Source organism: Flavobacteriales bacterium (assembly GCA_025210805.1).
GTDB lineage: Bacteria > Bacteroidota > Bacteroidia > Flavobacteriales > CAJXXR01 > JAOAQX01.
In genome coordinates, this window is sequence record JAOAQX010000001.1 from 61,101 (window position 1) to 73,891 (window position 12,791).

15 protein-coding genes are annotated in these 12,791 nt (G+C 33.0%); 6 read left to right on the forward strand and 9 right to left on the reverse strand.

Annotated features, from left to right (window positions below; genetic code table 11):
- Nucleotides 1-3: 3 nt before the first annotated feature.
- Nucleotides 4-621: a Smr/MutS family protein gene (locus N4A45_00225; protein MCT4663638.1), complete on the forward strand. Its 618-nt coding sequence runs from the start codon at nucleotides 4-6 to the stop codon at nucleotides 619-621.
- Here N4A45_00225 and N4A45_00230 read toward each other — a convergent pair.
- Nucleotides 618-1,877 carry an asparagine synthetase B gene (locus tag N4A45_00230; protein MCT4663639.1) on the reverse strand — a complete coding sequence of 420 codons (1,260 nt, stop codon included), beginning with the start codon at nucleotides 1,875-1,877 and terminating at the stop codon, nucleotides 618-620. The two genes, N4A45_00225 and N4A45_00230, sit on opposite strands and share 4 nt — an antisense overlap.
- Nucleotides 1,878-2,441: 564 nt before the next feature.
- On the opposite strand from N4A45_00230, the gene N4A45_00235 reads away from it, so the two are divergent.
- From N4A45_00235 to N4A45_00245, 3 genes are all read left to right on the forward strand, one after another.
- A complete protein-coding gene (locus tag N4A45_00235; protein ID MCT4663640.1) occupies nucleotides 2,442-2,948 on the forward strand; it encodes a DUF4920 domain-containing protein in 507 nt (168 codons plus the stop codon).
- Between the two features lie 8 nt (nucleotides 2,949-2,956).
- Nucleotides 2,957-3,424 (forward strand): hypothetical protein, encoded by a 468-nt coding sequence (locus tag N4A45_00240; GenBank protein MCT4663641.1) that lies wholly within the window; start codon nucleotides 2,957-2,959, stop codon nucleotides 3,422-3,424.
- A 158-nt stretch (nucleotides 3,425-3,582) separates the two neighbouring features.
- Nucleotides 3,583-4,059, forward strand: coding sequence for a hypothetical protein (locus tag N4A45_00245; protein ID MCT4663642.1), 477 nt, complete (start codon nucleotides 3,583-3,585; stop codon nucleotides 4,057-4,059).
- Between the two features lie 171 nt (nucleotides 4,060-4,230).
- Here the strand turns inward: N4A45_00245 and N4A45_00250 are convergent, their stop codons facing one another.
- The 7 genes from N4A45_00250 to N4A45_00280 all read right to left on the reverse strand — a co-directional run bounded on the left by N4A45_00250 (nucleotide 4,231) and on the right by N4A45_00280 (nucleotide 8,740).
- Nucleotides 4,231-4,866 carry an RluA family pseudouridine synthase gene (locus N4A45_00250; GenBank protein ID MCT4663643.1) on the reverse strand — a complete coding sequence of 212 codons (636 nt, stop codon included), beginning with the start codon at nucleotides 4,864-4,866 and terminating at the stop codon, nucleotides 4,231-4,233.
- Nucleotides 4,863-5,264, reverse strand: a complete 402-nt coding sequence (locus N4A45_00255) for a DUF983 domain-containing protein (GenBank protein ID MCT4663644.1) — start codon at nucleotides 5,262-5,264, stop codon at nucleotides 4,863-4,865. Before N4A45_00255 ends, N4A45_00250 begins: the two co-directional genes overlap by 4 nt.
- 216 nt (nucleotides 5,265-5,480) lie before the next feature.
- The gene (locus N4A45_00260) at nucleotides 5,481-6,461 is read right to left on the reverse strand and encodes a pyruvate dehydrogenase complex E1 component subunit beta (protein ID MCT4663645.1); all 981 of its coding nucleotides are present in this window, start codon (nucleotides 6,459-6,461) and stop codon (nucleotides 5,481-5,483) included.
- A 90-nt stretch (nucleotides 6,462-6,551) separates the two neighbouring features.
- Nucleotides 6,552-7,406 carry a DUF5777 family beta-barrel protein gene (locus N4A45_00265; protein ID MCT4663646.1) on the reverse strand — a complete coding sequence of 285 codons (855 nt, stop codon included), beginning with the start codon at nucleotides 7,404-7,406 and terminating at the stop codon, nucleotides 6,552-6,554.
- Nucleotides 7,407-7,419: 13 nt separating this feature from the next.
- Complete coding sequence (locus N4A45_00270; protein ID MCT4663647.1) at nucleotides 7,420-7,809, reverse strand: hypothetical protein; 390 nt, start codon at nucleotides 7,807-7,809, stop codon at nucleotides 7,420-7,422.
- Nucleotides 7,790-8,335: a YceI family protein gene (locus tag N4A45_00275; protein ID MCT4663648.1), complete on the reverse strand. Its 546-nt coding sequence runs from the start codon at nucleotides 8,333-8,335 to the stop codon at nucleotides 7,790-7,792. The genes N4A45_00270 and N4A45_00275 overlap by 20 nt, the downstream gene beginning before the upstream one ends.
- Nucleotides 8,336-8,374: 39 nt before the next feature.
- Nucleotides 8,375-8,740 carry a hypothetical protein gene (locus tag N4A45_00280; GenBank protein MCT4663649.1) on the reverse strand — a complete coding sequence of 122 codons (366 nt, stop codon included), beginning with the start codon at nucleotides 8,738-8,740 and terminating at the stop codon, nucleotides 8,375-8,377.
- Nucleotides 8,741-9,338: 598 nt separating this feature from the next.
- Here N4A45_00280 and N4A45_00285 point away from each other — a divergent pair.
- Nucleotides 9,339-10,250 (forward strand): arginase, encoded by a 912-nt coding sequence (locus N4A45_00285; protein MCT4663650.1) that lies wholly within the window; start codon nucleotides 9,339-9,341, stop codon nucleotides 10,248-10,250.
- Nucleotides 10,251-10,254: 4 nt separating this feature from the next.
- Nucleotides 10,255-12,033, forward strand: a complete 1,779-nt coding sequence (gene argS, locus N4A45_00290) for an arginine--tRNA ligase (GenBank protein MCT4663651.1) — start codon at nucleotides 10,255-10,257, stop codon at nucleotides 12,031-12,033.
- A 153-nt stretch (nucleotides 12,034-12,186) separates the two neighbouring features.
- On the opposite strand, the gene N4A45_00295 is transcribed toward argS, so the two are convergent.
- A complete protein-coding gene (locus N4A45_00295) occupies nucleotides 12,187-12,690 on the reverse strand; it encodes a hypothetical protein (protein ID MCT4663652.1) in 504 nt (167 codons plus the stop codon).
- Between the last annotated feature and the right edge of the window lie 101 nt (nucleotides 12,691-12,791).

Consider the following 12,791-nt stretch of genomic DNA (forward strand, 5'->3'; position numbering starts at 1 on the left):
GTCATGTTTAGAATAGGAGATCAGGTAAGAGCAATGAATGAGGATTTCGAAGGAAAGGTTGCTGAAATTCTCAAAGATGGATTTGTTTTGGTGGAAGATGAATCTGGTTTTGGATTTCCTTATGCACAGAGTGATTTGGTAAGAAATGCCAATTTCATGGATCCTGATTTTGAACAGATTTTTGTAGAAAAACAAGAAAACGAGCAAGAAAAACTCAAAAGACTTAAAGAAGAAGCCAAAAAAGAACGAAAGGAGAGAAAAGTGAATTTTTCTACTGAAGGGAAATCATGGAATCTTATTCAAGTGAAGAAAAAACCTACTTTTGAGATTGATTTGCATATTCATGAACTCGTTCCCTCTTTTGCTCACTTAAATAACACACAAATGCTGGGAATTCAAATGAGAGCTTTGAAAAACTGTGTAGCACATGCTTTGGAAAATAATATTTCTTCTATCATTGCGATTCATGGCATCGGTGAGGGTACTTTAAAGAATGAAGTAAGAAAATACATCCAGCAAACTTATCATTATATGGATTTTTGCGATGCCGATTATCGCAAGTATGGGCAAGGTGCTACGGAGATTTCTATAAATTATGGAGCAAAAAGAAAGCGATATTAGGTCTTTCTTTTTTTCTTTTTGGCTGCTGGAAAAAGCACATTATTGAGTATTAATCGATATCCTGGAGAATTCGGGTGTAAATCTAATTCTGTTTTAGGATCACCTACTCGGTGTTGGTAATCCTCAGGATCATGTCCGCCATAAAAAGACCACATACCTTTTCCTATATTTCCGTGGATATATTTAGCTTCATTGGCAGATTTATTTTCTCCTAAAATAAGAACTTCAGATTTCAAAAATTGTTTGTTGTATGAAGTCGTTTGCCCCATAAAGCCTTTTACCACTTTCGTGTGATTTTGAGTAAGCATTGTAGGTACTGGATCCCATTTTGCTGAAAAATCAAACAGTGTGAAGAAATCTTGTGAAGCGTTTACTTTTCTTGTTCTTGTGGCATCAATGGAAGAAAATTCATATTGAAACGGGTCATAAAGAACTTTATAGTCTTTAAAAGCTATTCCTAGGCTATAATCTATTTTATTATTGGCATTAGTTTCAATGGGATCTCCGTCAAACATAGGGCCACAGATATCTGTATTCTGAGCGGCTAACGCAATGTCATAAGAGTCCGTTGCAGAGCACATCGCAAACATGAATCCTCCTCCAATAACAAAATCTTTTATTTTCTTCACAACAGCTAGTTTCGCTTTAGAAACTTTTTCGAAGCCGTGTTTATGTGCATTGGCTTCAAAGTCTTTTTTTTGTTTAATATACCATGGAGCGTGTCTATAAGCAGCATAAAATTTCCCATATTGTCCTGTAAAGTCTTCATGGTGGAGATGTAACCAATCATATTTTGCTAATAAATCTCCCAAGATTTCATCATCATAAACAATATCATAAGGGATTTCTGCATAAGTGAGTGCCAAGGTTACGGCATCATCCCAAGGCTGCTTGCTTTTAGGCGAATACACCGCTATTTTAGGCACTTTTTCAAGCTTTACGATATCCTGATTAATCTCAGGATGTTGAATGCTTTGGTAAATCTGATTTTTTTCATTATCGGATATCAACTCATAAGAAACACCTCTTAATGATAATTCTGTTTCAAATTCTTTGAGATAACTCAATACAAAACTCCCTCCTTTATAGTTTAATAACCAATCTACTTCTACTTCGTTTTCCAAAAGCCAATAAGTAATTCCATAAGCTTTTAGATGGTTTTTTTGGCTTTTTTCATCCATGGGAATAAGGATATTTGCTCCTTTGGAAACAAAAACGCAGAATATAAATAGTGAAAATAATAGCTGTTTTTTCATAGTTATTAGCGGATATTGAGAATATATCGATGTACAAATTAATCGATTTTGATTGATTTTTATAAATATTTACCACAAAAAAAAGCCATTCAATTTTTTGGACTGAATGGCAAAAACACTAAAAAATAAAGAAAAACGGAAATTCTTACGAATTGAAAAATAGAAAATAATAAAAACTAAAAAAAATAAAAATAGGTATTGATTTTTCGTTTCGTGTTTTTCAAATGTCCATATTATTCTTGGTGGAACAAAAAAAATAGTAAGACGAAACATGCGACAATTTTAAAACGCTTAATAACAGGTTATTAAAATTTTTTGTCTCTAAAAAGTGGACAGTTATTTTTACTTATATATAACATGGTTATTAAGGTTTTGAGTGTTTTTTTATCATCTAACAATTTAATTAAAAATGTTTAGACCGCTCTTTTTTTAGCTTGTGAAGCTAGTCTATTTCTGAATTTTGTTGACTAATGAATATTTTTAATGAGAATCATTTTGTTATTCGACTTAAGTCTTCAAGAAATGTGGATATATTTACTACATTTGACGAAAATAAAAATCATTATGAAAAAAATAGCTATCGCTTTGTTAAGTGTTTTTATGATATCATCTTGTTCTCAAGAAGCACCAAAAGAGAAAAAAACGAATCTATTTACAGGAGATATTAAGAAAGAAAATCATATTGCCTTTGGTGAAGACTTAGTGCTTGAAAATAAGAAAGTGTACAAGATGAGTGCCTTCAACGAGCTTACAAAAGGAAAGGAAAATGAGGAACTCATTTTAGCAGGTACAATTGATAAAGTTTGTACAAAAAAAGGTTGTTGGATGTCTATGAAAAATCCAAATGGAGAAAGTGTATTTGTAAGTTATGATTACAAATTTCTGCTCCCAATAAATGTAGATGGAAGAAATGCTATTTTAAAAGGTGTAGTGAGCAATGACACTACTTCAGTTAAAGATTTAAAGCATTATGCCGAAGATGCTGGGAAAACAGAAGCAGAAATTGCTAAAATTACTGAACCAAAAATTGAGAAAACTATTTTGGCTTCTACTGTATGGATTAAAAAATAGTCTTGAAGATGAAAAATGCTATAACTTTCTTAATGTCGATCTTGGCATTATCGGTTTTGTCTTGTAATAGTCCCGATACTGCTCATACTAAATCTGAGGATGCCGCCGCTGTCTCAGAAGAACCTTGGGTACCAGAAGTTCCTAAATCTAGTGAGTTAGCAGAGCTAATGAGGTTGATGTTCGAAACAAATAAATTAAGAAAGCAAGCCTTGCTTAATGGGGAGTCTTTTCTACCTTATTCTGATAATTTTAGAAGGCTACATACCGCAAAGCATACAGACGAAAGTAAAAATAATGCATTGTTTCATTCATTGGCGGAAGCACATATTATTTCAGATTCTTTATTGACCAGCTTGAAGGGGTTTCAAAAAAAGAAAGAAGCCTTCAATGGTCATATTAATAACTGTGTGGCTTGTCATGATAATTTTTGCGGAGGTCCGATAAATAAAATAAAAACCTTGTTGATACTGGATTAGTAATATAGTCAATTAATTTCTTGGCTAGTATTAATTTATGGTGACCATTCTAAACGATAGAAAGAACTATTATTTGCGTTTATTTAACGAAAAATTGTTTTATATTTAGTTTTAGTTTTATAATATCGCTTTAGTATTAATTTTTTAAAAAAGACACAATGTTAGAACAACTTATACAATCTTTTAAAGGAGAAGCCTTAGGACAATTGATGGGGCAATTTGGAATGAGCGAAAAAGAAGCAGATCAATCTGTAGATGTTGTTGGTGAAGAAGTTCAATCTTCGGTATCAAACCAGCTAAGTTCAGGAAATATCTCTGGTTTATTGAATATGTTTGGAGATGCTGATGGTGATGGAATCCCTGATGTATTGGAAGGAATAGGAGAGAATGTAATCTCTGGTTTGGTTTCAAAAGTTGGTTTTTCTCAAGAAAAAGCAGGAGCAATTTCAGAATTTGTATTACCAATGGCTGTAAAGTTCTTTGGAGGTAAAATGAAGAAAGAATCAGATGACAATGGTGTTGATATGATGGATCTTATCGGACAATTTGTTGGTGGTGGAGCTTCTAAAGAAAGCAAAAAAGACGAAGGTCTTTTAGGAGGAATAGGAGATGCCTTAGGAGGATTGTTTAAATAATTGTAGGAGTTTCAAATTTCTTCAGAATAAAAGGGCAGTGCTATTTTTAATACAATACTGTCTATGAAATATAAACCAGAGTCAATTCTATTGGCTCTGGTTTTTTATTTTCAAACGAAAAGTGTATTCAGTAAAATAGGCTTATTGTACGTCTGTTATAACGATGTGATATTAACAAAATCCATCGGCAATTATCGCAATTTGCTTTTCCGTTTTGGGGTGAATAAACACTAATTTTTGTGCGTGGAGTTTTATGGATCCTGTATATTGGTCTTTGTTTTGATATTTATAATCGCCAATAATTGGATGATGAATATGTGCGAGTTGAGCCCTTATTTGATGAAATCTACCCGTTTTTGGTTTTATTTCTAGGAGTGCCGATTGAGTCTTGGTCTCAATAATTTCATATTTTAGGCTACAATTTTTAGCTTCCTTTGTTTGCTGAGCGACTATTTCTGCTTTTTTTTCTTTTTTATTAACACTAATAAAATTAATAAGTTCCATTTTTTTGTTTTTGGGAACACCTTCAACCCATGCCCAGTAAGTTTTTTGAATAGAGCGATTTGCAAATTGTTCTTGAATCCCTTTTAGGATAGATTTTTTCTTTGCAAAAAGCAAAACACCACTGGTTACCTTGTCCAGTCTATGAACCACACCTAGATATGGTGCTTTTTTATTGGGTTTACTTAAATAGTCAAATACCCAAGATTCAGCAGATTTTTCAAATGGATTTTTTTCTGTAATCCAGCCACTAGGTTTATTGATTACAATTAAATCCTTGTCCTCAAAAAGTATTTGAGGAATCATTTATTGTTTTTCACCTTATTGGCAACTTCTTCATCATAAGAAGAAAATAGATTAAGCCAAATAACTCTTGAGAATCGAAAGTTTATAGGAGCCATGATGAGCAAAAATCCAAGTAAAATACCTACAAATTGCCAAATTCCTAATTCTAGCCCTAAGAATGTTTTTAATAGAAATAGAATAATAAATTCTCCAGCAACTAAAGCATAAGTAATATACATAGCTCCAAAATAGAAACCAGGTTCTGGATAAAAATTAAATCCACAACTTGGACAGTTTAAATGCATCTTTGTCATGGTTGCAGCCTTGTAAGGATTTGGCTCTACATACATTTTAGATTGCACACATTTTGGACATTTATGTTCTAAAACGCTTTTAACTAATGCTTGATTTTTGGTCATTTTGTCTCGATTTACTTTTTTGAAATGAATGATATTTTTTCTATCTAATTTTAGAATGATAAAAAGAAATCATCTTTTATTTCATGAGCAAAATTATGATTTTGCGACTAGTTATTGAGTAATTTATAGCGAAAAAGGCTACTTATTTAAAAAAATAGACAAAAAAAAGTCAGATTTTATTAAAATCTGACTTTTTTAAGATATTTCGAAAGTTCATTATTTAACGTAAAGAACTTTTTTTATTTTTTCAACAACTTCATTTGCATCTGGCATAAACTCTTCCACAAGTGTCGGAGCATAGGCCATAGGTGTATCTGCAGTATTGATTCTTTGAATTGGTGCATCAAGATAGTCAAAGGCTTTTTCTTGAACCTGAGCAATAATTTCTGAAGAAACAGACGCAAATGGCCATGCCTCTTCGAGAATAACTAATCTATTGGTCTTTTTTACTGATTCCAATACGGTATTGATATCTAGCGGACGAATTGATCGAAGATCAATAACTTCAACAGAAATTCCTTCTTCTTCGAGTCTGTTTGCTGCTTCTAAGGCAATTTTAGTAATTTTTCCAAAAGTTACCAAGCTTACGTGTTCACCTGCTTTCTTTATATCGGCAACTCCTAAAGGAATGATATATTCTCCTTCAGGTACTTCACCAGTATCTCCATACATTACTTCTGATTCAAAGAAACAAACGGGATCATTATCTCTAATAGCCGCTTTTAGTAATCCTTTGGCATCATAAGGGTTTGAAGGAACAACTACTTTAAGTCCTGGGCAGTTGGCAAACCAGTTTTCAAAAGACTGAGAGTGTTGTGCCGCCAATTGACCAGCAGAACCAGAAGGTCCTCGGAATACAATAGGTACATTGAATTGCCCACCAGACATTTGGTACATTTTTGCAGCAGAATTAATCACTTGGTCAATCGCTACAAGCGAAAAGTTAAAAGTCATAAATTCTACAATTGGACGAAGTCCATTCATGGCAGCTCCTGTGGCTATTCCTGCAAAACCTAATTCAGCAATAGGAGTGTCAATAACTCTTTTGGAACCAAATTCGTCCAACATTCCTTTACTTGCTTTGTAGGCTCCGTTATATTCTGCGACTTCTTCTCCCATAAGGAAAATTTTCTCGTCTCTTCGCATTTCTTCAGACATTGCCTCAGCAATGGCTTCTCTAAATTGTATGGTTCTCATAATCAGATAAAGATAATGTGCTCTTTTCAATCAATGTCCAAAGATATTATAAATTGATGGGATTTGTGGATTTGATTACAAAAATTGGAACTAGAAAACTCTTGTTATATTAAATCCGAAAAAGATATTTCCTTCAGTCCAGTCTCCATCAGATCTGCTGAAATGCCCTGGGATCGAAGTGCTTTGTGCACTTGAGAACATCATTTGGAATACATGCCCGCCTGTTTCTATATCCACTCCCAATGTTAGGGGATTTTTGAAAACACTGTTTTCAGGTCTAGAAAAGTTATAAGCATATTCTAAATTTACAGAAAAACGTTTACTGAGTTTGTATCTTCCTCCAATTCCCAAAGCAATTTGATCATGATTGTAGTTTTCGTTCAATACTAAATTCTCTCTGATATAGGTAGGAGAGAGTTGTAAAGAAAGTTTATCATTAATTTTCCTAGATGCCAAAAACTGTAATCCATAACTCATACGGGTAGAGAATTGATAGTTTTTGATATTATCAGAATTGAGTTCTGTATTTACATTTGCAGTAGTATAAAGCGCTAAATGTAGTGGGAATTCTTGTGTTTGCTTTGCGAGTTTATATTTTAAAGATCCCGTATAGGTTTTTTTAAAAGATTCTCTACTAATTCCAAGTTGAACTTTATCACTGATACCATAGACAAATTCTATTGTAGTACTTGCTTGGTCTAAACCAAAGAATTCTTCAACACCACCTTTTATCGTTCCAAAGCGGTGAAAAATATTAAAATATAAATCTCCTTTTGCCGCTAATTTTGTACTCTGTTGAGAAGCAATCCTCATTCCCTTAAAAGCAGGGAGTTCAAAAACTTCTGCAGTAGTTTCCGATTCCAGTTCAGCCAACAAATCGTCTTGAGCTTTTAAATGAGCCGTTCCTAAGAGCAGAACTCCTGATAATATATAAGTTTTTAGCATATTTTATTCTAATTTATTTTGACAATACAATTGTTTGATCCATTTTAAGTTCCATTAATAAATCATCAAATCCAATGATTCTTCCTTTTATTTTTGCTTTGTCTTGCTGATTAATCGTTTTAGAATTACTGGGATCTAGTTGACAAAAAACACTACTATTTATGGTTATAGAGGTCGCATTTACTTTGGTAACTAGTCCACTAATTTCTACAATTTTATTATTCCAATTTTCAGGATTTTCGGATACTTTATTTAATAATTCTTTTGCTGTACCCGAGTATTCTGTAGATAACTCCTGAATGGTGTCGTGATCTTTATAGATATATCGGTAGCCAAAAAAACCTGCAATAAATCCTAAGATACAGAATACTAAAAGAAATTTTTTACCTTTTTTCCAGTTCATAGTGATAGCTTATAATGAGTTCTTTTGCAATTTTATTTCTTACAGCACTTGGGATTTCTATATCAAAATCTTGAGGTTTTACTTTAAAAAAACCTTTCACCATGATTTTTCCATTTTTCAGGCTGATCATAGGAGTTGTTTCAATTTTTTTTGAAATTCCTCTAATGGTAAGCGTTCCCATCAACTGATGTTTTTGAGGTGTAGCAGTTAAACTCTCTACTTTTAGAGATTCAAAACTTCCTTTGAAACTGGCTTTAGGAAATTTGTCAGAATCCATATAATTTTCATTGAAATGCTCTTGCATAAGGGCGATTTCAAATTTAAAAGCATTCACAAAAACCAATGCAGCCATAGTTCCTTTTTCACTGTCAATGATGGCTGTAGTACTTTTGTTTTCAGCTTCTACTGGTTCAAAAGCTTCCACCGAAGCTTTAAAATCGGTATGACCAGTTCTTGTAAAATACTTTTGTGCCCAAGTTTGATGAAACCCTAGCAAAAGTAATGCGGTAATAAATAGTTTTTTCATAATAAGTTGTTTGGTTTTATTTTTTAAGTTTCTGTTTGCTTATTCCTTTAAGCCTTGATCCACCCAGTTTTCAATTGTTTGAGTCTTTTCAAAAGACATTTTTCCACTTGGTGGCATTATAGGTGCACCTTGAAGTCCAAAAATATATTGAACCAGTTTTTGGCTTTTTGCCGATGCTTTTGCTTCCTCGTAAGTGGTGAGCCTAAGATTTGCAACGGGCGTATTTCCACCATGACACGAAATACAATTTTGATCCAAAATGGGCTTCACATGTTTTGCGTAGGTAATATTTGTATCCGATGGAGGTGTGGGATTCGCTTCGTTTTCATACTCTTTACTACAGCTTATTGCCGTAAAAAGCATCAGTAAAAAGGTAAAAGTTCTTTTAAAGTGTAATGTTTGCATAATTTGTCAAAAAAAAAATAAAGTTTAAAAGGTTCTATAAATTATAAAATGAACAATAAAATAAGACTGTTTTTTTATTTTTAAGCAGTGTTATATTGTTGATCGTTAGTTTGATTGCTTTGTTTGAGTTATGAAAGTTACATAATTTTAGGCAATCATATTTCACATTTACAATAGTCAACAAAAATTTGACCAAAAAATTTGATGTAAGTCAAAATGAAATATAATTTTAGTATATATAATAGATTGTTAGGTATTTACGAGTTATTTGTTTTAACAATAATTTTAAATAAATCAGTTTCGGTTTTTAAAAACGTTCTAAAGAAGGAATTCATTCTTGATTTTTCACCTGCCAAACTTTGATATTTTATACAAGGTATGGTGAAAAATGAATAGAAATATTTTTATCAAGAAAAAAAAGAAGATTCTACATTTTTAACTTTAAATTTGTCGTTCGTCAATATCTTAAATTATGATTAGGTGTTAAAAGATTATTGACAAAAAAATAGGTCGAAATAGTACAGTTTAAAGGTGCATTTCGTATGGGTATAAAGCATGTTAGGAAGAAAAAATGGATCGAATTAGGATTATAAAAACGATGTCCGAATTAGGGGCAGGAACAAGAGGAGCAAGTTTAGGGTATGATGCCCTTTGGGTGGCATCTATCAATGCTGGAAAGAGAGATTTTTTTAATCAATTTCCTACCACAAGTGTGGCTGTAAGAAATGATTTATTGTTTGATGAAACCGATACGCCTCAAGCAAAATATTTAGAAGGAATTGCCGAGGTGTATGAAAATTTGTCTCAAGAAGTGCAAAATGCTTTTGAAAACAAAGAATTTCCGATCCTTATTTCTGGAGCACATTCGGTTTCTGGAGGAACAATAAAAGGAATTGCAGATGCTTTTCCTGATGCAAATATCGGGGTTGTATGGATAGATGCTCATGCCGATATCCATTCGCCATACACTTCTCCAAGTGGAAATGTACACGGTATGCCATTGGCAACAGCATTATGTCTTAATGATAATGAATTCCAGTTGGATGACCGAGTAATTGACCCTAAAACGAAAGAAATTTGGGATGAATTGTGTGGTGATAAACCTAGAATTTCTCCAGATGATTTGGTGTATTTTGCGGTAAGAGATACCGAAATTCCTGAAGATGAGATTATAGAAGATTTGGGAATTAAGAATTTCACGGTAGAAGAAGTGAGAATGAAGGGGCCCAAGAAATGTGTGAACGAAGCTCTTGAAAGTTTGAATCATTGTGATATTCTCTATATCTCGTTTGATGTAGATAGTATGGATTCTATGATTTCAAAAGGAACAGGAACACCTGTTTTAAACGGACTTACTCAAGTGGTAGCGGAAAAGATTATTTATTACCTTTTCCAGTCTCAAAAGGTGGCTTGTTTTGAAATGGTAGAAATCAATCCAACCTTAGATGATAAAGAAAATAAAATGGCAGAAACAGCCTTTTCCATTTTGGAAAAAATAGTAAAAATGTAAGCTTATGCAACAAATAGAAAATATACTTACCAGTCAAGTTCAAAAAGTAGTAGAAGAACTTTACGGACTAGAAAATGCACCAATTTCTTTTCAGAAAACAAGAAAAGAATTTGAAGGAGATATTACTTTAGTTACTTTCCCTTTTCTAAAAGCAGCTAAGAAAAAACCAGAGATGGTGGGTGAAGAAATTGCTCACAAACTTATGGAGATTGAACCTAAAGTAGTAGGTTTTCAAGTAGTAAAAGGTTTTTTGAATCTTTCAATTTCTGATGAGTACTGGAAATCCATTTTAGCAGAATCTCTTAAAAAAGAAAACTATGGGTGGCAAAAAGCCAATGAAACATCAGAAACTGTTTTGGTGGAATTTGCATCACCTAATACAAATAAACCACTTCACCTAGGTCATATACGAAATATCCTTTTGGGGTATTCTGTTTCTCTTATCAATGAGGCAGCAGGAAATTATGTAAAGAAAGTACAAGTGATCAACGATCGTGGAATTCATATTTGTAAGTCTATGTTGGCTTGGCAAAAATATGGAGCTGGAGAAACACCAGAATCTTCGGAAATGAAAGGGGATCATTTAGTAGGAAAATACTATGTGAAATTTGATCAGGTTTATAGAGAAGAAATCAAGGCATTGAAGGAAAAAGGTATGGAGGAAAAAGAAGCGAAAGCTCAAGCTCCAATCTTTTTAGAAGCCCAAGAAATGCTTAGAAAATGGGAAGGAAATGATCCCGAGATCATGAAGCTTTGGGAAATGATGAATCAATGGGTTTATGATGGCTTTGAGGTGACCTTTAAAAGAATGGGGGTAGGGTTTGATAAAAATTATTACGAATCAGATACCTATATTCTTGGGCGTGATGTGGTTTTGGAAGGTCTGGAGAAAGAAGTTTTCTATAGAAGAGAAGATCAATCTGTATGGTGTGATTTAACAGATAAAAAGCTGGATGAAAAGCTTGTTTTACGTTCAGATGGGACTTCAGTGTATATGACACAAGACATTGGAACAGCCATAGAGCGTCATAAAGATTTTTCTTTTAATAAGATGATTTATACCGTAGGTGATGAACAGAATTATCACTTCAAAGTACTCTTTTTAATTCTAGAAAAATTGGGATACTCATGGGCACAAAACTGCTCGCATCTTAGTTATGGAATGGTCGATTTGCCTTCGGGAAAAATGAAATCTCGAGAAGGAACGGTGGTAGATGCAGACGATTTAATGGAAGCCATGTTTCTTGAAGCTCAAAAACAAGGAGCAGAGCGAGGTTCTTATGAAGGAGTAGATGCAAAACTCCAAGAAGAACTGAATGAAATCATCGGACAAGGTGCTTTGAAATATTATATACTAAAAGTGGATCCTAAGAAGCGAATGACTTTTAATCCAGATGAATCTGTAGATTTACAGGGAAATACGGCTCCGTTTATCCAGTATGCACATGCACGTATTTGCTCGATTCTTAGAAAATATGAAGGAGTAGAGAATGTGGATATCCACAAGGCAGAACTCGATACTTATGCCAAAGGATTGGTAAAACTCATTTATGATTATCCAGAGGTTATTCAGTTAGCTGCTCAAGAATCTAGCCCAGCTTTGATTGCTAATTATACCTATGATTTGGTGAAGAATTTTAATCATTTTTATCAAAACTCACCAATCTTGAGCCTAGAAGATGAAAATCTGAAGGCTTTGAGAATCAATGTATGTCAATCGGTAGCTAAAATTATTAAATCTTCTATGAGTTTATTAGGAATTCAAGTTCCCGATAGAATGTAGTACCAATACTTACGCTTCTAGTTGTAATTTTTCCACAAGTATGATTTCTAAACATAGAGACATCAGAGGGAAATTGTAGAAGTACATGCATAAAAAAAAGCGGAAATTCAAAATGAATTTTCGCTTTTTTTATACCTCTATTGAGCATAAAAACTATTTTTTCTCTACAGCCTTAAAGGTTGTTTGAAGAAAAATTTGTTTCCAGTTATTATTTTCATAAAAACCAACAGTGAGTTTATAAGTATTCTCATCTATATATTCCCAAAGGTCTGTTACTCTAAAGTTTTGATATTGATATTGGTACATTAGGTTTCTTCCGAGTCCAAAAACACTTCCTTTGGTAAGGTTTCCTTGATAATCAAACTCCCAAAATCGTATAATTCCGTTTTCTTTTTCAAATTGTCTGATTCCATGGTTTCTATCACCTACTTTAGCCGTTTTTTCGTCTATAATACCTTTGGTTTTTACCACAATAACTTTTCCATTTGCTCCATATTCAAAAGAACTTTCTTGGATGAAAGGTTTTCCATTTTCCCATTTTCCTTCAGCTTTCCATGTTCTATTGACTAGATTAGAAAAAATGGATAACTGCTCATTCTGAGCAAATACAGAAGCAGATGAAATAAATAATAATAAAGTAAGAAGTGTTTTTTTCATTTTCATTTTGCTAAATCATAATTTGTACAAAAATAGAAGATTTTATACATAAAAATAAGATTTTTCTTTTAACAGTGGCAAATTGAAACTAAATAGAATGT